At 44.0% G+C, this 18,388-nt stretch carries 27 protein-coding genes; 25 read left to right on the top strand and 2 right to left on the bottom strand.

Going from position 1 to position 18,388, the window contains the following annotated elements:
• Window positions 1-24: 24 nt before the first annotated feature.
• The 25 genes from M1J35_RS07825 (at window position 25) to M1J35_RS07945 (ending at window position 17,595) form a co-directional block, all read left to right on the top strand.
• Window positions 25-861, top strand: a complete 837-nt coding sequence (locus tag M1J35_RS07825; protein ID WP_254653308.1) for an MBL fold metallo-hydrolase — start codon at window positions 25-27, stop codon at window positions 859-861.
• Between the two features lie 26 nt (window positions 862-887).
• Window positions 888-1,445, top strand: coding sequence for a DEAD/DEAH box helicase family protein (locus tag M1J35_RS07830; protein WP_254653309.1), 558 nt, complete (start codon window positions 888-890; stop codon window positions 1,443-1,445).
• A gap of 18 nt (window positions 1,446-1,463) precedes the next feature.
• Window positions 1,464-1,787, top strand: a complete 324-nt coding sequence (locus M1J35_RS07835) for a ribosomal-processing cysteine protease Prp (RefSeq protein WP_254653310.1) — start codon at window positions 1,464-1,466, stop codon at window positions 1,785-1,787.
• A 43-nt stretch (window positions 1,788-1,830) separates the two neighbouring features.
• Entirely contained in the window at window positions 1,831-2,709 is an 879-nt protein-coding gene (locus M1J35_RS07840; RefSeq protein ID WP_254653311.1) for a PhzF family phenazine biosynthesis protein, read from the top strand.
• A gap of 43 nt (window positions 2,710-2,752) precedes the next feature.
• Window positions 2,753-3,349, top strand: coding sequence for a GNAT family N-acetyltransferase (locus M1J35_RS07845; RefSeq protein ID WP_254653312.1), 597 nt, complete (start codon window positions 2,753-2,755; stop codon window positions 3,347-3,349).
• A 133-nt stretch (window positions 3,350-3,482) separates the two neighbouring features.
• Window positions 3,483-3,896: a DUF4181 domain-containing protein gene (locus tag M1J35_RS07850; protein WP_254653706.1), complete on the top strand. Its 414-nt coding sequence runs from the start codon at window positions 3,483-3,485 to the stop codon at window positions 3,894-3,896.
• A gap of 32 nt (window positions 3,897-3,928) precedes the next feature.
• A complete protein-coding gene (locus tag M1J35_RS07855; protein WP_254653313.1) occupies window positions 3,929-4,375 on the top strand; it encodes a DinB family protein in 447 nt (148 codons plus the stop codon).
• A gap of 20 nt (window positions 4,376-4,395) precedes the next feature.
• Window positions 4,396-5,322, top strand: a complete 927-nt coding sequence (locus M1J35_RS07860) for an alpha/beta fold hydrolase (protein WP_254653314.1) — start codon at window positions 4,396-4,398, stop codon at window positions 5,320-5,322.
• Window positions 5,322-5,891 (top strand): class I SAM-dependent methyltransferase, encoded by a 570-nt coding sequence (locus tag M1J35_RS07865; RefSeq protein ID WP_254653315.1) that lies wholly within the window; start codon window positions 5,322-5,324, stop codon window positions 5,889-5,891. The genes M1J35_RS07860 and M1J35_RS07865 overlap by 1 nt, the downstream gene beginning before the upstream one ends.
• Window positions 5,892-6,145: 254 nt before the next feature.
• Window positions 6,146-7,432 carry a histidine--tRNA ligase gene (locus M1J35_RS07870; protein ID WP_254653707.1) on the top strand — a complete coding sequence of 429 codons (1,287 nt, stop codon included), beginning with the start codon at window positions 6,146-6,148 and terminating at the stop codon, window positions 7,430-7,432.
• Window positions 7,433-7,615: 183 nt separating this feature from the next.
• Complete coding sequence (locus tag M1J35_RS07875; RefSeq protein ID WP_254653316.1) at window positions 7,616-8,446, top strand: glycerophosphodiester phosphodiesterase; 831 nt, start codon at window positions 7,616-7,618, stop codon at window positions 8,444-8,446.
• A gap of 274 nt (window positions 8,447-8,720) precedes the next feature.
• Window positions 8,721-9,140, top strand: a complete 420-nt coding sequence (locus M1J35_RS07880; RefSeq protein ID WP_224520843.1) for a MarR family winged helix-turn-helix transcriptional regulator — start codon at window positions 8,721-8,723, stop codon at window positions 9,138-9,140.
• Window positions 9,141-9,151: 11 nt separating this feature from the next.
• A complete protein-coding gene (locus M1J35_RS07885; RefSeq protein WP_254653317.1) occupies window positions 9,152-10,345 on the top strand; it encodes an MFS transporter in 1,194 nt (397 codons plus the stop codon).
• Window positions 10,346-10,546: 201 nt separating this feature from the next.
• Window positions 10,547-11,023, top strand: coding sequence for a GyrI-like domain-containing protein (locus tag M1J35_RS07890; protein WP_254653318.1), 477 nt, complete (start codon window positions 10,547-10,549; stop codon window positions 11,021-11,023).
• 112 nt (window positions 11,024-11,135) lie between these two features.
• Window positions 11,136-11,609, top strand: coding sequence for a DUF2975 domain-containing protein (locus M1J35_RS07895; protein ID WP_254653319.1), 474 nt, complete (start codon window positions 11,136-11,138; stop codon window positions 11,607-11,609).
• A 9-nt stretch (window positions 11,610-11,618) separates the two neighbouring features.
• Complete coding sequence (locus M1J35_RS07900) at window positions 11,619-11,840, top strand: helix-turn-helix domain-containing protein (RefSeq protein WP_034762209.1); 222 nt, start codon at window positions 11,619-11,621, stop codon at window positions 11,838-11,840.
• 2 nt (window positions 11,841-11,842) lie between these two features.
• Window positions 11,843-12,658, top strand: coding sequence for a DUF817 domain-containing protein (locus tag M1J35_RS07905; protein WP_254653708.1), 816 nt, complete (start codon window positions 11,843-11,845; stop codon window positions 12,656-12,658).
• Window positions 12,655-12,909 (top strand): hypothetical protein, encoded by a 255-nt coding sequence (locus M1J35_RS07910; RefSeq protein WP_254653320.1) that lies wholly within the window; start codon window positions 12,655-12,657, stop codon window positions 12,907-12,909. Before M1J35_RS07905 ends, M1J35_RS07910 begins: the two co-directional genes overlap by 4 nt.
• 116 nt (window positions 12,910-13,025) lie before the next feature.
• Window positions 13,026-13,310, top strand: coding sequence for a DUF3784 domain-containing protein (locus tag M1J35_RS07915; RefSeq protein WP_254653321.1), 285 nt, complete (start codon window positions 13,026-13,028; stop codon window positions 13,308-13,310).
• On the top strand, window positions 13,310-14,164 hold the full coding sequence (locus M1J35_RS07920; RefSeq protein WP_254653709.1) for an alpha/beta fold hydrolase: 855 nt from the start codon (window positions 13,310-13,312) through the stop codon (window positions 14,162-14,164). The genes M1J35_RS07915 and M1J35_RS07920 overlap by 1 nt, the downstream gene beginning before the upstream one ends.
• Window positions 14,165-14,271: 107 nt before the next feature.
• Window positions 14,272-15,240, top strand: a complete 969-nt coding sequence (locus tag M1J35_RS07925) for an ATP-binding cassette domain-containing protein (RefSeq protein WP_254653322.1) — start codon at window positions 14,272-14,274, stop codon at window positions 15,238-15,240.
• On the top strand, window positions 15,230-16,009 hold the full coding sequence (locus tag M1J35_RS07930; protein ID WP_174523023.1) for an ABC transporter permease: 780 nt from the start codon (window positions 15,230-15,232) through the stop codon (window positions 16,007-16,009). The genes M1J35_RS07925 and M1J35_RS07930 overlap by 11 nt, the downstream gene beginning before the upstream one ends.
• 307 nt (window positions 16,010-16,316) lie before the next feature.
• Window positions 16,317-16,712: a transcriptional regulator SpxA gene (gene spxA, locus M1J35_RS07935; protein ID WP_034762215.1), complete on the top strand. Its 396-nt coding sequence runs from the start codon at window positions 16,317-16,319 to the stop codon at window positions 16,710-16,712.
• Window positions 16,713-16,786: 74 nt separating this feature from the next.
• Window positions 16,787-17,203: an RrF2 family transcriptional regulator gene (locus tag M1J35_RS07940; RefSeq protein ID WP_034762217.1), complete on the top strand. Its 417-nt coding sequence runs from the start codon at window positions 16,787-16,789 to the stop codon at window positions 17,201-17,203.
• 59 nt (window positions 17,204-17,262) lie between these two features.
• Window positions 17,263-17,595, top strand: a complete 333-nt coding sequence (locus M1J35_RS07945; RefSeq protein WP_079531264.1) for an IDEAL domain-containing protein — start codon at window positions 17,263-17,265, stop codon at window positions 17,593-17,595.
• A 60-nt stretch (window positions 17,596-17,655) separates the two neighbouring features.
• Here the strand turns inward: M1J35_RS07945 and M1J35_RS07950 are convergent, their stop codons facing one another.
• Window positions 17,656-18,015: a hypothetical protein gene (locus tag M1J35_RS07950; protein ID WP_254653323.1), complete on the bottom strand. Its 360-nt coding sequence runs from the start codon at window positions 18,013-18,015 to the stop codon at window positions 17,656-17,658.
• Entirely contained in the window at window positions 18,012-18,239 is a 228-nt protein-coding gene (locus M1J35_RS22825) for a DUF2651 family protein (RefSeq protein WP_371928716.1), read from the bottom strand. The genes M1J35_RS07950 and M1J35_RS22825 overlap by 4 nt, the downstream gene beginning before the upstream one ends.
• Between the last annotated feature and the right edge of the window lie 149 nt (window positions 18,240-18,388).

Here is an 18,388-nt window from a genome sequence, read left to right on the forward strand (position 1 = left end):
TTTACATGACATAAGGAGGTACCCATGATCCATTTTACAAATGAACACCTAACCGTCTTTCAAAGCTCGTTATATCAAACAACATCCGCCGTCATTCAAACTGACGAAGTGATGATCCTGACCGATCCCAATTGGCTTCCCCAGGAAGTCCAGGCCATTCGTGAGTATGTGGATAGAGAGTTAGGGGAAAAGTCCCTATATATCATTTACACCCACAGTGATTTTGATCATATCATCGGTTCAGGTGCCTTCCCGGAAGCAAAGGTAATCGCATCGGAAGAACTCAAAAATCATGAATATAAAAACGAAATCGTTCAAAAGATTCATCAGTTCGATCAGCGGTATTATATAAAAAGAGACTACGAGCCCCACTATCCTCAAGTGGATCACGCGATTTCCCGTGATGGTGAAAAACTCGATCTCGGTGATCTTTCACTCACATTCTACAAAGCACCGGGCCACACACACGATGGCCTCTTCACGGTTGTAGAGCCCTTGGGTATCTTTTTATCAGGAGACTATTTATCTGATGTTGAGTTCCCGTTTATATTCAGCAGTTACATAGATTATAAGAAAACGTTGAAGAAGACTGAATCGATTCTGCGAGATCATACGGTGCATGTTCATGTCCCGGGTCACGGTTCCGTGACGGGGGACCTCGCTGATGTGGAGCGAAGAATCAAGGAATCGACTTATTACGTAGACAACCTTCTAAAGGATAGTGAAAACGTCGGAGCCTTTTGCCGGGAACGGTATGCTTTTTTTGAAGGAATGAAGAATATTCATTCTGAGAACATCGAGACGGCGAAGAAAGAGGCTGAAAAAGCCGATCAGAGCCCTGATATCAGATCGGATTCATAGAGCGAAACAAAAGAGGGGGCATTTCAATGAAACTCATCTTACTATTCGGACCCCAGGCCGTCGGGAAAATGACGGTAGGCCAGGAATTAGAAAAGAGAACAGAACTGAAACTATTTCATAACCACATGACCATCGAGCTGCTTCAGCCTTTCTTCGGATTTACGGAGGAAATGTGGAGAATATGCGGAATGATGAGAGAAGAAATTTTTCAATCATTTGCGAAAACGGATCAGTACGGAATGATCTTCACCTTCATGTGGGCATTCAACGAAGAACAGGACTGGAAATGGGTCGAGAAGGTCACAACCATTTTTGAATCCAACGGGGCAGAGGTATACTTCGTTGAGCTTGAATCCGACCTTGAGGTGAGGCTTCAAAGGAACATTACTCCGAACCGCCTGCAGCATAAACCGTCCAAACGTAATATTGAGGACTCTGAAAAAAGATTGCTGGCGTCCCTGGAGAAGCTTCGATTGAACTCCCTCGAAGGAGAAATAGAAAGAGAGAATTATATAAAGATTAATAATACGGATATGAGTCCGGAAGAGGTTGCAGAGAAGATAATAGAGGAATTTAAGCTTTAAGCTTTTAGGAGTTTTTTTATGATTACAATAAAATTTAAACAACATGATGATGGGATAAGAGGTTTTTCAATATCAGGTCATGCCTTATTCTCAAATCATGGTGAAGATATCGTATGTGCAAGTGTATCCGTCCTTGCACTAGGGACAATTAATTCAATCATACGAATATGTGAAAAACAACCTGACATAAAAGAGGGGGATGGATTCCTAGAGATGTCTTTACCAGGGAGTATTAGAAAAAGCATAGAAGCTCAAACGCTTCTTAAGTCGATGTTATATAACCTGCAAGATATTGAGGATCAGTATCCGGACCATGTTTGTGTCTGCATTAAGGCAAAATAACGTGAATTCTAAATAACACCTGAAGAACCACGGAGGAACAAAAGTGAAACCCATAAACATCCTACACTACGACGCATTTACCACCATCCCGGACAAAGGGAATCCCGCTGGAATCGTATTACATGGTGACAGCCTTACAGATGAAGAAATGCAGGAGATTGCTTTCAAGGTCGGATTTAATGAGACATCTTTTCCAGTAGCATCCGATGTTGCCGACCTCGGGATCCGATTTTTTACACCAGGGAATGAAATGAACCTGTGTGGACACGGTACTATTGGCACAATATATGCATTAAGATCAAGAGGGTTATTCGAGGATAAATCACATTATACAATTGAAACAAAAGCAGGTATCCTCCCGATTAAGATTGAAGGCGACGATACCATCTCAATGAAACAGGCTAAACCTCAGTTCCGTGAGTTTCAAGGATCATTGGACGAATTAGCTCATTCCATAGGACTCAAGCGAGAGGATATCGATGAAGATTTGCCAATGGTATATGGAAGTACCGGCAATTGGACACTATTAGTCCCTGTCAAATCACTGCACATCTTCCAGAAAATGAAACCTGAAAATAAACGATTTTCAACAATCTTAACAGAAATTCCTCATGCCTCGATCCATCCGTTCTGCTTGGAAACACATGATCCAAAGGCAGACATGCACGGCCGGCATTTCTCTTCTGCCTATTCCGGAACAGCAGAGGATCCGGTCACAGGCACGGCGTCAGCTGTGATGGGTGTCTATTACGCTGAATATCTATCAAACCAACCTTCTCACACTCTCCTGATCGAACAAGGCAAAGAAATGAACAAAGACGGAAGAGTGAAGGTCCATATCACGAAAGAAAATGGGGAGTATGAAGTCGAAATTAGCGGTCATGCCGTATTCGTAAAAGAATTTGAGATTCAATACGGTTGAGGGACGGACCATAAACGTATTGAAAAGGGAAGGATAGGTACGTATGAAAACCAATATTTTTCAATCACCGCCAACCTTAGAAAACGAGAAAATAAAGCTGATTCCCCTGGAGGTCCACCATTCAGCTACTCTTCTTGAAGCAAACGATCCTGAGATTTGGCGTTTTATGCTGACGGAAATTACTACGCATGATCAAATGGAACAATGGGTCACCGCCGCCATTCGTTTGCGGGACCAGCAGACTGCCATCCCTTTTGCAGTGGTGCTGAAAGAACAGAATAAGATCATTGGGTCTACCCGATTATTCGAAATCAATCTTACACAAAAATCCTGTGAACTCGGTTCAACTTGGTACAGCAAAGATCATCAAAGGTCCTTCGTGAATTCCAACTGCAAGTTTCTGAGCCTTCGCTATTGCTTTGAAACGTTAGGGATGATGCGGGTCCAGATCAAAACCGATGAACGGAATCTTCGTTCTCAGAGAGCCATTGAGCGGTTGGGTGCCGTGAAAGAGGGAGTCTTGAGGAAAGAAAGGATTTTGTCGGGAGGATATGTCAGAAATGCCGTTGTTTACTCGATCATTGATGAGGAGTGGCCTTCTATAAAGGAAGGGTTTGCTATGAGGAATTCGAAATATTGAACGTGAAGGGGCTTTGATTGAAGGGAAGTTTGAGACAGATGTGTTTATGAGTATGTTGGATAGGGAGTACCACGTCTTGAAAGACAGGTGGCATATTCAATGATAAAGAAAGGAGGTGAAGTTGTTGGGATTCATGACAACACTGTTACTGAAAGTTCTACTTATTCTAGGGATTTATGCCATTTTGGATACCTTCTTTCATCGTGTGACAAGCAAACGGCTCGGTGTGAAAAGGAGGTCATTCTTTTCTTCTGAAACAGTCAATGATCATCATGAAAGAGGAGATAAGCTATTAAGTTATTTGACATTGTTGGTACTATTAGCCGGTTTTATCTTTCATGTTGTGACTGACTTCGATAGTGAATACTGGTTTTTTCACCCATATTTCATTGTGGCTATCTTTTACGTTGCGAGGAATTTATGGAAATCTTTTGTCGAAAACAAAGTGTTCAGTGACAAGAGAGAGTCTATTTATACGTTGATGGAAACAGGTATGAATATTTTACTCTTCACTGCGTTATTCACCTCGGGTTTTTGGTTCTTTTAAGATAGGGGGAGAAGTACATTCAAAAAGACTGGTTGCTTAACAAGTTTGATGAATTAAAAAACAGGATGTTAAAAGCGCTTGCTCAAATGACGGATGAACAAGTTAATTGGAGACCAGGAAACACCGGTCATAGTGTGTCAACGCTGATACGTCACATCAATGGAAATATTATGGAAAGAATTCACAAAGGGATTTGCAATGGAGACTATACCAGAAACCGAGAAGAAGAATTCAGGCCTGTGTATGTCTCAAACGCGGATATAGAACAGATGGTTATGGATCAATTTCAATTCGTAATCGATACCATACGTGAAATGTCTGAGGAGTCTCTCCTCGAAACTCAGTTAGTCAGAGGCAGGGAACGGACAAATGTAGAGATTCTGCATCAATGTGCTGCACACTTTTCCGAACATATGGGACAAATTCTGTATATCGCTAAGCTGTGTTTAAAAGATGAATATACATCCACTTCAATTTAAGAAACGAAGGAGACATCACCATGTCCTATCTTAAAAACGGAGAATTCACAGTGACTCTTAATGGAATCAATCACTGGGTGAAAATCGAAGGCGCTGAAAATCAAACCATCCCCCTTATTCTTATTCACGGTGGACCTGGAGGCAATCATTATGTGTTTGAAAGGACGGCTGGTCCGTTATTGGCGAAATCCAGGACGATTGTTTACTATGAGCAACGCGGTTGTGGGAGATCGGATAAGCCTTCCGCTGATGATCAATATTCAATTGACGAACTGACTGAAGATTTCAAAGAGCTGAAAAAATGGTTAGGCGTCGGAAAGGTCGACCTACTTGGATATTCATTTGGAGGAGAGCTGGCTCTTGAGATCACCCATTCCTTTCCTGAAGAGATTCATCACCTCATCCTCTCAGCCCCAAGTCTCCTACATACAGATGTTCAAAAAATGGTGCAGATAACTGGTTTCATGTCTATTGGAGTATCCGATCTATTTAATCGACTATCAGAGCATTTTCAAACAGGAGCGACTGTTGAAGAAATCTATAACGAGGTTTGGGAGATGGTGAGCCCTGAAATTGTGGACCTGTTATTATTTGAAGACCAGGAGGTTGCCAGGGAAAATCGCGGGTTGTGGGAGGAAAGCGATCTCGTTAACACGGGCCTGATGAGCCGTGCCCTCACTAACAGCCCAGTGGCAGTCCCCCTTCTTGACCGTCTCAAGGAGATTCAGCACCAGACACTCATTCTAACCGGAGTCTTCGATCGAAATACAGGAGTGCCTATTTCGAAACTGATTCATTCCAACCTGCCAAACTGCAGACTTGTACTTTTCGGGAAGAGTGCCCATTTTCCTGACCTGGAGGAAACGAATAAATTTGTGAAGGAAATCAATATGTTTTTTGACTATACGAATTGCATTGGATATCCAAACAAAGCGAGGTTGTCTTAATGAATCATACTCAAACAGAACTGAAAGTCGTCATTGGAGCAGGAGAATACCGTAATAATCCTGGTTGGTTACATACTCAGGAAGAAGAGGTAGACTTACTAAATGAAACGACGTGGAAAAACATGTTTAAAGAAAACTCCATTTCCGCTATTTTAGCTGAGCATGTTTGGGAACACCTTACATATGAAGAAGGGCTACAGGCAGCAAAGACTTGTATGAAGTACCTTAAGCCATTTGGATACATTCGCTGTGCTGTACCTGATGGGTACTTCCCTGATGAAACCTATCAAAGTATCGTGCAGATAGGAGGTCCAGGGCCCGAAGATCATCCTGCAGCGAGTCATAAGATTGTTTACAACTATAAGTTGTTAATTGAGTTATTTGAAGCGGCAGGGTTTGAAGTCAGTTTACTAGAGTATTGTGACGAAAACGGACAGTTCCATCAGTATGGCTGGGATGGTGCTGACGGCGTTATCTTCCGGTCAAAAAAGTTCGATCCAAGAAATCAGGCAGAAAGGCTAGTTGCACCTTCTCTTATCATTGACGCCTTTAAAAGGGGAAATCGATAAATCTTCAAATTGTATTGAAAACCATCTTCTGCCGTGCTAACATAAGTGAAAATAAGAGGTGGATAAAAATGACTTTCATCAACAAGCAACGCTCATTCACACAATTCCATCATCATATCGAGTAACCTTGCTATCCGATTTTTAACAATCGCACATAGGAAGGTTATTTCCCATAGAACCGCATTTGATTAAGTTATTCGCTTATCAAGTGTGGTTCTTTTTTTATACAAAAAAGGAGGAGAAGAAAGATGAAGATGAAGAAAATGGATTATCAAAATGTCAAAGGGACGCAGGATTATTTACCGGAGGCGGAAGTGATCAGAAGGGAAGTCAGGAGGACGCTGGAGGAGGTTTTTATCCAATACGGCTGCAAACCCCTCGAGACCCCGATCCTGAATTACACAGAATTACTCGCCTCGAAATATGCAGGAGGGGCTGAGATCCTGGAAGAGATGTACACCTTAACGGACAGGGGTGAAAGGGACCTTGCCCTGCGCTATGATTTGACGATTCCTTTTGCCAAGGTGGCGGCCATGAACCCGACCATCCCCCTGCCGTTCAAACGCTATGAAATCGGAAAAGTGTTCAGGGACGGACCAATCAAGGCGGGAAGGTTTCGGGAATTCACTCAGTGCGATGTAGATATAGTGGGCGTTGAATCACAGGTGGCGGAAGCGGAGCTGATGATGATGGCCGTGGATGCATTCGGAAAGCTCGATATGAAGGTGACCATTCAATACAATAACCGGAAACTGCTGACGGGAATGCTTGAAGTGTTCGGTGTGGAAGCGGATCGAATCAATCAAGCAGTTTTAATCCTCGATAAACTCGAAAAGATTGGTGTCGATGCGGTTATCTCAGAACTCTCTGACCTGTCCATTGCGGACAGCACTAACCGATTGATCCAACAATTTTTAACAGCCACGGACAATAACCGATGGGGCTATTTCGAATCATCCGCCGATCAAAACGGCCAAATCAGGGAAGGATTGGATGAATTAAAGGAACTGACTTCCTATCTTGACTTCCTGGAAATCAACGAACAATGCGTGTTTAATCCCTTTTTGGCAAGAGGTCTGGAAATCTACACGGGAACCATTTATGAAATATTCTTAACGGATGGGTCCATCACATCAAGTATCGGTAGCGGAGGACGGTATGACAATGCTATCGGTGGTCTATTGGGAACAGGTGAAAATGTCTCGACCGTCGGTATCTCCTTTGGATTGGATGTCATATATGCAGCGATCATGACGACTAAGCAAAATGGGAAGAAAAGTGCCACCGTTGACTATTACGTCATTCCACTTGGTACCGGGAAGGAAGCTTTACGGGTGGCACATGATTTAAGGAAAAAAGGCTATATTGTCGAAGTTGAGATGAGCAGCCGGAAATTAGGAAAGCTCTTGGAGAAAGCAAATAAAGAAGGGGTACGGAATGTGATTGTTATAGGAGAAGAGGAGGTCCGGAAGAATCAGTTTAAGGTGAAGGATATGGAAACCGGAGAGGAGAAAGTATGGGAGATGAACGCTTTGAAGTAGGCTGCATGATAAGCAAATAATACTACATCACAGTACTTTTTCCTTTTTGTAAAAATCCCTAAGGAAATAGATCGAAATTTCTTCACACAACCTTTATTAAGATGGGTACCGAACTACATACCCACTTAACATCCCTTCCCTAAAATGTAGTCGAATACATATTAGGAATAGGAGATGAAGAACATGAACAAAAAGTTGTTAGTTGGTACAGGAATTGCGGTTTCATTGTTATTGAGTCCGTTCAGCCTGGCGTTTGCAGAAGAGCCATCAGCAGGTGAGGAAAAGCAGGTAGAGAATATTGCACACCGCGGGGCGGCAGCTTATGCACCTGAAAATACGATCGCAAGCTATGATCTGGCAGTGGATATGAAGGCGGATTATATCGAAATCGATGTTCAACGAAGCAAAGATGGTGAATTGGTTGTCATCCATGACACATCAGTGGATCGCACAACCGATGGATCGGGAAAAGTAGGGGATCTGACACTCGAGGAAATGAAGAGTCTTGATGCAGGCAGTTGGAAAGGTGAACAATTTGCAGGAGAAGAGATTCCTACATTTGAAGAGGTCCTGGATCGCTATCATGGAAAAGTGGGGATCTTAATCGAAATGAAGTCTCCTGAGCTTTATCCTGGTATAGAGGAACAAGTAGCTGATGCATTAAAGGAACGTCACCTCGATACACCGCAAAATGAAAAAATCATTCTTCAATCGTTTAATTTTGACTCTATGAAAAAGATGGATCAACTCCTTCCAAAAGTCCCAGTCGGAGTTTTAGCCTGGAGTCAGTCGCAAGCGACACCTGAAGCATTAAAAGAAATTTCTGAGTATGCAGAATGGTTCAATCCAAGCTATGGTATCGTCACAGAACAAGTAGTAGAAGATGTTCACTCCCTTGATATGCAAATCGGGTCGTGGACAGTGAGGAGTCATGAAGCGGCAGATTTTTTATTCGACATGGACGTTGATGCAATTATTACGGATTATCCGGATTACGTGGATCCTAGAAATTAATAGGTTGATAAAAAGGAGTAGCAGAAGCTGCTTCTTTTTTCTATTATTCTATTTAAAATCTCTATAGCGAATGAAAAAATTTCCTCAGGGTGGTATCGCACCAGCCATTTACTACAAAGAAAGTTTTGAAAAACAGCATCAATTAAAAGAAATCCACCCAGTTAAATCTCCGCATTCCCTTTTCTCGACAACCCTACAATCATCTGTTACTATATAATAGTTACTCATGATAACCATTACCCAAGATAACTATATAAAAAGGAGGATCCACCAAATGAAATCGGAGCAACAGTTTTTTCAGGAGCTGATCAGGCTCTACAGACCATTTGAGAATCAATTGAACGTTCAGCTGAATGAACACGGTCTGCATAGGGCTCAGTGGACGATTTTATATAATCTTTATCATAACGGACCTGCCTCCAATGTGGAGATCTCCAACTATCAGAGTGTGGAGAAACCCACGATTACGAGGACGGTTCATCAGTTGGAGGAAGCAGGTTATATCGAGCGGATTCCCGGGAAGGATCGCCGGGAAAAGCGGATGCAGCTGACGGAGGCGGGGATTGAAGTGTATGAGAATGCCCGCAAAACCATCGACCGTTTTGAACAGTCCATCATGGAAGGAATTAGCGAAGAGAAACAGCTTGAGATGATGGAAATGATGAAAAAAATCAAAGAAAACTTGAACAGATAGGAGTTTTACAGATGAGTCAGACACAGTCAAAGCTATGGACGAAGGACTTCACGCTCATGTCCATCGCCAACTTTTTCATCTATTTAATCTTTTATTTATTGCTTGTTACCATGGCGGTCTATGCCGTGGATCAATTCGGTGCATCGGAAAGTCAGGCGGGACTTGTGACCGGGATCTTCATCATCGGGACCTTGATTGGACGTCTATTCCTTGGTCGGATGATCACGACGATCGGAAATAAGAAAATGCTGTTTGTCGGCATGATTGCTTTCATTGCCACCTCATGCCTGTATTTCGTGGAGGGTGGCATCAGTTTCTTGCTGCTTACCCGTTTTCTACACGGGGTGGCACTCGGAATGGTCAGTACGGCTACCGGTACCATCGTAGCGGAAATCATCCCTGGGAGCCGGAAAGGGGAAGGAATAGGTTACTACAGTATGAGTATCACACTCGCAACCGCTGTTGGGCCATTCTTCGGTCTTTTCTTAAGTCAGCATGCAAGCTTCACAACGATCTTTGCCTTCTGTCTTGCACTTGGGGTCATCAGCTACATCATTACACTGTTCGTGAAAATCCCGGTTGTCAAGAAACCGGCTGGAAAAAAAGCGGAGAAAGAACGCCTGAGCCTGTCAAGCTTCATCGAGCCAAAGGCACTGCCTATCGCTCTTGTCGTGCTATTCGTTTCCCTTGCTTACTCAAGTGTCCTGTCGTTCATTAATTTCTATGCTATCGACATCGATCTTGTGGAAGCTGCGAGCGTGTTCTTTGTGGTGTATGCCGTAGCGATCCTCGTATCGCGTCCATTCACTGGAAGACTGATGGATGCAAAAGGTGCCAAGGCCGTCATGCTGCCGGCGTTTGTCCTGTTTGCGGCGGGCTTGTTCCTATTAAGTGCGGCAGGTAACACGATGATCCTGCTTCTTTCAGGTGTTCTGATCGGACTTGGATTCGGTAATATGCAATCCGTCACACAGGCGATTGCGGTGAAGGCCGTTCCACCTGAGCGTGTGGGGCTCGCCACTTCAACCTATTACATTTCCCTGGATGCAGGCCTTGGGTTCGGACCTTATGTACTTGGCCTCCTGATTCCCTTGACCGGCTACCGTTCCCTGTACATGATCATGGGAATCCTGGTTGCCGCAACACTCGTACTCTACTACTTCCAGGAAAGAAAACAATCGCGCACAGTACTTGCGCATGAATAAGATTCACTTAAAGGAGTCCGGCCCCATGGCTGGACTCCTTTTTTTGAGGGACGGACCTCCAAAAGGTCTATTTACTCTATAGATTTCCCGCCCATAAAGGTCCGTCCCTCACCTGTCTATCATGAGCAAGAATGGACAGGAGGGTGTCTTGAATTTCTACTATATTAGTAGAGTGTTGGTGAGAAGAGAGGGGGGAGAGGAATGGAGTTTAAAGAAGTGGTGAAGGAATCTTTTGTTGTGGTCGGGTATAGCGCTCCGGGAAGCTGGGGTGGAGATGTTGCGTATCCGATCCCTGACCTATGGGAGAAAGCGAAGGAATTCATCACAACGGATCAGGTGGATCAGATTGTAGGGGTCTGCCTTCCCCCGAGAAGCGATGACTACTATTACACCTGTGGGATGGAGATGGATTCTGTAGCTTTTCGAAGAATAAGAAAGGACTTGACGGTACATCTTTTCCCGAAGCAGAAATACGTCGTATTCAAGCATACAGGTCCGTCCCGAAACATTTCTGCAACCTACCACAAGCTGTGGAAGGTCTTCGATGAGGAAGGATATCTTATTGAAAAAGGAATGCCCGAGATTGAAGTGGTGGACGCGCATTTGTTTGGAAATGAAGATAGCAATGAATATGAAATGGACATCTGGATTCCGGTTGGTGAGCATCCCCACGCATAAGGGGGTGCTTTTTATTTATCAATAAACATATCTTAAAAAATAATAAAAATTTATTGTAAAACAATAAACAACATGTTAAATTCATATTATATTATCAAGTGAGGTGCTATGAATGAAACGGGAAACACTCTTCTTGAAGATTGCTCTTTTTCTTATAGGGACCCCCATTGCTGCTTTATGCTTCTTCGGGTTACCCCTGCTCGCAATGAATGTAGCTGGCACGAGCTTTGCCAGTATGGTCTATGGGATTCTTGCCGTCATGTACGCATCGGCGATTCCTTTCTACGCCGCATTGTTTCAGGCATTCAAACTGTTAACGTTTATTGATCGGAACGATGCATTCTCGGATTCATCAGTCATAGCGTTAAAGAAGATCAAAACATGTGCCATCGTCATCGGTTCCTTCTACACAGCGGGCATGCCGCTCTTTTATATGGTGGCGGAAGCAGATGACGCGCCTGGAGTCATCGTGATCGGTATGATCTTTATCTTCGGCTCAGCTGTGATCGCCGTCTTTGCAGCCGTTCTCCAGAAGCTATTGAACAATGCCATCGAAATCAAATCTGAAAATGATTTAACGGTCTGAGGTGAAATTATGGCAATTATAATCAATATAGATGTGATGCTTGCGAAACGGAAAATGAGTGTGACGGAGCTTTCGGAAAAAGTGGGAATCACAATGGCTAACCTTTCGATCCTGAAAAACGGGAAGGCAAAGGCGGTTCGTTTATCTACCCTGGACGCGATCTGCAAGGCACTTGATTGTCAGCCGGGAGATTTGCTTGAGTATCAACGGGATGAAGAAGCAGAATCATGATCATGAGAGCGGGCAAACAACTCCTTCGTTTCGGCTGGGAGCAGGCTCTGTCCTGCTTGTTTCCTGTGGTCATCTTTGCGTCTTTAGCGTTGACGCAAATCATTCCACTTCCCTTCCTGCCAAGGTATGACTGGCTGCTCTTGATCTGTCTTGTCATGCAATGGGGAATGGTGAAATCGGGTCTCGAAACCCGGGATGAACTGAAAGTCATCACCCTATTCCATCTGATCGGCCTTGCCCTTGAACTGTTCAAGGTACATATGGGCTCGTGGTCCTATCCAGGGGAAGGCTATTCCAAGCTGTTCGGCGTCCCTTTATACAGTGGATTCATGTATGCAAGTGTAGCAAGTTACCTGTGCCAGGCGTGGAGGAGGCTCAAGGTGGAGCTGATCCGGTGGCCGCCGTTTTGGACAGTCGTAGTTCTTGCCGCAGCGATATACTTGAACTTCTTTACCCACCATTATTGGATCGACATCCGCTGGTGGCTTTCGGGCCTTGTCATCGTCGTCTTTTGGAAAACGTGGGTCGAATATGAGGTGGGTGGGACACGTTACCACATGCCCCTCGCTCTATCATTTGTCCTTATAGGTTTCTTCATCTGGATCGCTGAAAACATCGCAACCTTCTTCGGTGCCTGGGAATACCCGAACCAGACCGAAGCCTGGAGCCTTGTCCACCTTGGGAAGGTAAGCTCATGGCTTCTCCTCGTCATTGTCAGCTTTTTGATTGTGGCAACGTTGAAACGCGTGAAAGGTAAGGGTGGAGCAATCCACGTCCCAACGAAACATTCCCAGCAAGGTCAGGAGGGAACAGTATGAAGAAGCTGGCTTTCGTATTCATATTGGTCTACTTCATCATCTTTATCCTGTGGATCATGAATTCAGGATATTTATTCTCACCGTATGGAATGTTGGCTTGGATCGCCATCGTAGCAATCGGGTTTATGATTCAAATCAAGCTGGAAAACGTGTGGATGGTCAGACGGGTACTCGCCATTTCAAATGGCTGGATGGTGTTTCTGATGGTGGCAACCGTGTTTATCTATTTTGCTGTCAGCTCTATGCCTTAATCTATAGTAAGGACAGGTCCCTTGGTACGCCAATGGGGCTTATTTTAGTAAAAATATGGAACCTTTCTGGAGCTGAAACGTACATGTACTAACATGAAAAATTGGGAGGAATCACTATGGACTTCGGTTTGCTGGTGATCGGTCTTGCTCTTGTCCTCGTTTCATATTTAGTCGGTGTCAAAAAACAAACTTGGCTGCTCGCAGGCTTCAATGAAAAGATGATCAAAAATAAGTCTTTGCTAGGAACGGTAACGGGATTTCTCTTTTTTCTTCCATTAGGGTTGATCGTGATCATCGATAGCTTAATTGATTATCCCTACGAGGGAACCATTCTTGTGGTGGTCATGTTGACTCTTTTAGCGGGTGTGTATGTATTCATTAATAGGAGGCTAATGGATTGATGGAAGAAAAGTATGTCATAATAAATGGAAAGAACGTTTTTATTACTAAAAAAGGAGAAGGTGAGCCGATTGTTTTCCTCCATGGAGGACCAGGTGGAAGTTCTGACTATTTCCTCCCTCACATGGAGCCTTTAGGGAAAAGCTTTCAGATCATTTTTTATGATCAAACCGGGTGCGGAAGATCTGAAGTAGAGGAAGGACATTCATATTCCATAGACGATGAAGTCAACAATCTCGAAGAAATCAGAAAAGCCCTCAACCTGGAGAAAATGACGCTTTTCGGTGAGTCGTGGGGAAGCATCCTGGCCCTATCCTATGCGTCGAAGCATCCGGACCGCATCCATAAACTGATTCTCACTGCTGCCATAGGTTTAACCTCTAAGGATTATCGGGCGTTCAAAGAATACCTTTTACGGAAACTCGGCTTATACAAGAAAATGCTTCTCGCGTATTATTCTTTTTCTTCTCTCTTGGGTCTTGATTCTTCCCGGAAACTTGAACAACTTTTCGACCCTCATTACGTGTATTCAGTCGACACATTAAAAAAGAAAACGATGATCTCATACAACCAGGATGCCCTTAAGCATATTGGGAAAGAACTTGACCACCATTACAACCTGATTCCGGCCGTGCCTGTATTCCGGACCCTCCCCATCATGATTGCTCAAGGATCACATGATATATTACCCCCTGCCTATATGAGAGAAAACGTTTTGGTACATTTGAATAATGTCATCCTTAAAGAAGTAGAAGAAAGCGGGCACTGGACCATACTCGAACAACCGGAAAAGATGGTTGTTTTAACACATGAATTTATGAGTTTCACAGGGACAGTCACCCCGGTTCACTTTTAAGAGTCAAGGTGCCTGTCTCCTTGGCATGCCAACACATCGGCACATACTCAATAAAGGATAAACCAACTCCCTCCTCGAATAGAAATAGATAGAACGGAGGGATGTTCATGAATGGCAGGATTGAAGTGGAGAATCTAACCAAAACATTTAAAAAAGGAAATGTGCAGGCAGTGAAGGATGTATCTTTCCATGTCGAGGAAGGGGAGTTTTTTGCTTTTTTAGGTCCCAATGGTGCTGGGAAATCGACGACGGTCCAGATTTTGACGACCCTCATCAATGCTTCCTCTGGAAAAGTGGAGGTAGCCGGATACGATGTTATCGGGGAGCCGGAACGCGTCCGCCGGCATATCGGCGTCGCCCTTCAGGAGACGGGGGTCGACCCGGATTTGACCGGCCGCGAGATGGTGGAGCTTCAGGCGTTTATTTTCGGCTTCGGTAAGGAAGAAGGGAAACGACGGGCACAGGAGCTTCTCGAGATTGTAGATTTATCAGAAGCATCTGAGCGAAGGATCGGTGGGTATTCCGGGGGGATGAGAAGGAGACTGGATCTTGCCCTCACCCTGGTCAACGAACCGAATATCCTATTCCTTGACGAACCGACGACGGGACTGGATCCCTCGAGCCGGGCAGCAATCTGGAAAGAGCTTCGCCGGCTGAATAAGGAAAAGGGCACGACCATCTTTCTCACAACGCAGTATTTGGAGGAAGCCGATTCCCTGGCAGACCGGATCGGTATCATCAATAAAGGCGAAATCGTCGCCATGGGATCTCCGAAGGACTTGAAGGCTGAGATCGGGCAGGATCTCATTACCATCACCTTGAAAGATCGTGATGTGATCGAACACAGTGTGAACCTGATTCGCACCCAAATGGAAGGAGTCGATGTTCTCGCTCAACAAGAAAAGATCCTCGTATATGTAGAAGAGGGAACGAGGCAGCTTCTCGAGGTCGTCCGAATCCTTGACACGGAGGAAATCGGGATTGTCGACATTCAATTGTCTTCCCCTACCCTGGATGATATCTTCCTGAAATTGACGAGCGAGACGAAGGAAGGGGTGAAGAGCCGTGGGGAATAATGTATTCAAGGACACGTGGCTCATGACGGTCCGGAACATCAAAACCACCATTCGAAACCCGTTTTCATTCATTCCTAATCTGATTATTTCTGCTTTCTTCCTTCTGGTGTACGAGGGAGGACTGAGCGGGATATCCCAGTTGCCGACCTTTGAAGGTGCCGATTACCTGGCCTTCATTCTTCCCGTATCGATTGTATCGGCTGCCATCGGTGGAGCAGGGGGAGCGGGTCAGAGCATCGTAAAGGATATTGAAACCGGCTTTTTCTCAAGACTGCTTTTGACACCGGCATCGCGCCTTGCCATCGTCCTCGGTCCGATCATTGCCGGAATGCTGCAGCTACTCGTCCAGACGCTCCTTATCATTGGAATGGCCTTTTTACTCGGTCTGAACGTCAAAACAGGATTTGCCGGGGTTTTGTTTGTCCTCTTGATCGCGATTGGCTGGGGACTTGCCTTTGCCGGGTATTCCGTCGGGATTGCCCTGCGGACGAGAAATGCCCAGGCTGCCCAGGCGGGGACATTCATCTTTTTCCCGCTCATTTTCTTAAGCACGACCTTTGTTCCACTTGAATTGATCGAGGCTCAGTGGTTAAAGATTGCCGCCACGATCAACCCGACGACCTATGTGTTTGAAAGCATGCGGACCGCTCTCATAGACGGTTGGGTATTTTGGGATTTGATGCAGGGTGTCATCGCCATCGTGATTGTCTGTGCCATCACGATTACATTCGCCGCCGTTTCTGCGAAAGGTGCCGTTTCAAGAAAATAGAGTGGTATAAGGAATTCTTCTCTAATGGGGAAGGATTCTTCTTTTTATCAGTTTTATAAGTCCTCTTTTGTTTATATAAGCTTCTTGTCAAAAAACTTCGAAGAATTCAATGAGGTCAATCTTACGTTTATCCATTTAGCTTATCGGGTAAGGAATAATCATAACGGTCAAAAAAGAGTTTTCTAAAAAGAGTTGACATCTTTAACTGTAAATATTATTATTACAGTGTACCCGAAATCAGGAGTGCATTTATTTTAATTATAACTGTTACTTTTTTTATTACATTTAACAAGGAGTGTGTAAAAACATGGTCAATCTATTTCTGACACCAAGCTGTACGTCCTGCCGCAAAGCGAGAGCGTGGCTTGAGGAACATTCCATTGAATTCGTAGAACGCAACATGCTGACAGAACCATTGACGCCTGATGAAATCAAGTCAATCCTCCGCCTGACGGAAAATGGCACAGAGGACATCATTTCTAAACAATCAAAGGCGTACCAGGAGTTGAAAGTAGACATTGATTCGTTGCCACTCCAGGATTTATATAAACTAATCAGGGAAAATCCACTCATATTGAAACGGCCGATCATGCTGGATGAAAAAAGATTGCAGATTGGATATAACGACGAAGAAATTCGCAGCTTTCTCCCAAGGAAAGTGCGTAACTTCGAATACAGTGAGTTGCAAAAGCTGGCCAATTAACCGGGAAACCGGATTCTTGACAGTGTGAACTGTAAAAGTTACCATTACAGTAACATCCGGGAAGGAGGCAGTCCATGAATAGCGACTTTACCTTAGCCATCCATAGTTTGACGTATCTGGCACTGCAGACGGACCGCATGTCGACAAGCGATGCGATCTCGGAAAGTGCAGGGGTTCATCCGGTCCGGATCCGTAAAGTCCTCAGTCTTCTGAAAAAGCAGGGATTCATTGCGTCTAAAGAAGGGACAGGCGGCGGATTCATCTTTGCCATGGACCTGAGCGACATTAATCTGTGGGATATTTATAAAATCACATCAGAGGGCGCCCTTCAGCCAAAATGCACCGCTACCAATGATAAGTGTCTCGTCGGCGCCAATATGAAGAATGTCCTGTTCCAGATCTTCCTCGGTGCAGAAGAAAAACTGGGGGATTACTTAAAGGACTATACGATTAAAGACATCGTCGAGATGATCCATCAGGAGAAAGCGTAGAAGGCTTTCTTTTTGACTAAATGTAACAAATAACATTACAGTTTGGAAGGTGAAAAGGAATGTCAAACGAGCAAACACTATTAAAAATTGGAGATTGGGTCAAAGGGAAATTACTTACCGGAGAACTGGTCATCGGCTATATTGAGAACCTGGACACCAAAGGAGAAGCTGTTAAAGCGAAAATTGTGACCAGCGATAATAAAACCATCGAAGGGAAAATCCTTCCCCTGTTAAACAGACAAATAAACAAAATTCCCGATACACATGTCAAAAATAAAGAACAGATCCAGTACCTGATCGACCTGGCCCTCGAAACGGGAGACGAAGAGTGGTTCCTGGAGCTGACAGCTCAGTTGAACTCTATGCGTGAACTGGTTGAGGGTGTGAAATGAATAGAGTGAAGAAAAAGCTGAAGGGGTGAACTCTTCAGCTTTTTTGCATGTGGGGGGATTTCAACTTCTCTGCTTGTTAAAGACTATTCCGGATAAAAACAACACAATCATCGTATACACCGCAAACATACCTGCATACAGATAAGGCATGATGATATCACCCAGATCTCTAATCGGTTCGGGTGGATATAGACTGATACCAAAAGAAGCAAAAAGTAGATAGAAAAGACCCGTACTGAACGAAATCACAATGATATCTTTTCTATCCCAATTTTTCTTCCTTTTATAGAAAAGAAATACAACAATCGTGAGAAGGAGTGACCAAGCAAAAGAGCCCCATAAACTGTCAACTATGCGAATGAAAAGAAACGAAAGTAATGAGAGTAAACTAAATAGCATTCCTGAAAGATAGCTTTTCATATTGCCCCCTTATTTTCTTTTAAGATTTTTATCCCTAAACCAGAAAGAAAAGCTAAGCAGGTATACACAAAAACCCATAGCAGAAACGAATCGTTGAAAACAGTAAACGTGGCAACAAGCGCAGATAGAAGGACGAATATAGGTGAGACAAAGAGGTTTCTAAAGAAGAAATATCCCAGAATTCCTGCAATGATGGACAAAATCGGAAAGCCAACTAAAACCATGAAAAAGATATCCAATGTAAAAATCACTCCTTTAGTGTAATATTACACTAAATAGACGTAGTTATCAATTGGATTTTGAGGACCTTGTAGATCTTTGAATTAAAATTTATCGATAGGCTCGCCAGATTCTGAGCTACCTATGGGAACGT

It is taken from the genome of Rossellomorea sp. KS-H15a (assembly GCF_024195245.1).
GTDB classification, from domain to species: Bacteria; Bacillota; Bacilli; order Bacillales; family Bacillaceae_B; genus Rossellomorea; species Rossellomorea vietnamensis.

Bases quoted from the DNA above. Each gene is read 5' to 3' on its own strand.
- M1J35_RS07825 (WP_254653308.1), top strand. From the start codon at position 25: ATGATCCATTTTACAAATGAACACCTAACCGTCTTTCAAAGCTCGTTA.
- M1J35_RS07830 (WP_254653309.1), top strand. From the start codon at position 888: ATGAAACTCATCTTACTATTCGGACCCCAGGCCGTCGGGAAAATGACG.
- M1J35_RS07835 (WP_254653310.1), top strand. From the start codon at position 1,464: ATGATTACAATAAAATTTAAACAACATGATGATGGGATAAGAGGTTTT.
- M1J35_RS07845 (WP_254653312.1), top strand. From the start codon at position 2,753: ATGAAAACCAATATTTTTCAATCACCGCCAACCTTAGAAAACGAGAAA.
- M1J35_RS07850 (WP_254653706.1), top strand. From the start codon at position 3,483: ATGACAACACTGTTACTGAAAGTTCTACTTATTCTAGGGATTTATGCC.
- M1J35_RS07860 (WP_254653314.1), top strand. From the start codon at position 4,396: ATGTCCTATCTTAAAAACGGAGAATTCACAGTGACTCTTAATGGAATC.
- M1J35_RS07865 (WP_254653315.1), top strand. From the start codon at position 5,322: ATGAATCATACTCAAACAGAACTGAAAGTCGTCATTGGAGCAGGAGAA.
- M1J35_RS07870 (WP_254653707.1), top strand. From the start codon at position 6,146: ATGAAGAAAATGGATTATCAAAATGTCAAAGGGACGCAGGATTATTTA.
- M1J35_RS07875 (WP_254653316.1), top strand. From the start codon at position 7,616: ATGAACAAAAAGTTGTTAGTTGGTACAGGAATTGCGGTTTCATTGTTA.
- M1J35_RS07880 (WP_224520843.1), top strand. From the start codon at position 8,721: ATGAAATCGGAGCAACAGTTTTTTCAGGAGCTGATCAGGCTCTACAGA.
- M1J35_RS07885 (WP_254653317.1), top strand. From the start codon at position 9,152: ATGAGTCAGACACAGTCAAAGCTATGGACGAAGGACTTCACGCTCATG.
- M1J35_RS07890 (WP_254653318.1), top strand. From the start codon at position 10,547: ATGGAGTTTAAAGAAGTGGTGAAGGAATCTTTTGTTGTGGTCGGGTAT.
- M1J35_RS07895 (WP_254653319.1), top strand. From the start codon at position 11,136: ATGAAACGGGAAACACTCTTCTTGAAGATTGCTCTTTTTCTTATAGGG.
- M1J35_RS07900 (WP_034762209.1), top strand. From the start codon at position 11,619: ATGGCAATTATAATCAATATAGATGTGATGCTTGCGAAACGGAAAATG.
- M1J35_RS07905 (WP_254653708.1), top strand. From the start codon at position 11,843: ATGAGAGCGGGCAAACAACTCCTTCGTTTCGGCTGGGAGCAGGCTCTG.
- M1J35_RS07910 (WP_254653320.1), top strand. From the start codon at position 12,655: ATGAAGAAGCTGGCTTTCGTATTCATATTGGTCTACTTCATCATCTTT.
- M1J35_RS07915 (WP_254653321.1), top strand. From the start codon at position 13,026: ATGGACTTCGGTTTGCTGGTGATCGGTCTTGCTCTTGTCCTCGTTTCA.
- M1J35_RS07920 (WP_254653709.1), top strand. From the start codon at position 13,310: ATGGAAGAAAAGTATGTCATAATAAATGGAAAGAACGTTTTTATTACT.
- M1J35_RS07925 (WP_254653322.1), top strand. From the start codon at position 14,272: ATGAATGGCAGGATTGAAGTGGAGAATCTAACCAAAACATTTAAAAAA.
- spxA (WP_034762215.1), top strand. From the start codon at position 16,317: ATGGTCAATCTATTTCTGACACCAAGCTGTACGTCCTGCCGCAAAGCG.
- M1J35_RS07940 (WP_034762217.1), top strand. From the start codon at position 16,787: ATGAATAGCGACTTTACCTTAGCCATCCATAGTTTGACGTATCTGGCA.
- M1J35_RS07945 (WP_079531264.1), top strand. From the start codon at position 17,263: ATGTCAAACGAGCAAACACTATTAAAAATTGGAGATTGGGTCAAAGGG.
- M1J35_RS07950 (WP_254653323.1), bottom strand. From the start codon at position 18,015: ATGAAAAGCTATCTTTCAGGAATGCTATTTAGTTTACTCTCATTACTT.
- M1J35_RS22825 (WP_371928716.1), bottom strand. From the start codon at position 18,239: ATGGTTTTAGTTGGCTTTCCGATTTTGTCCATCATTGCAGGAATTCTG.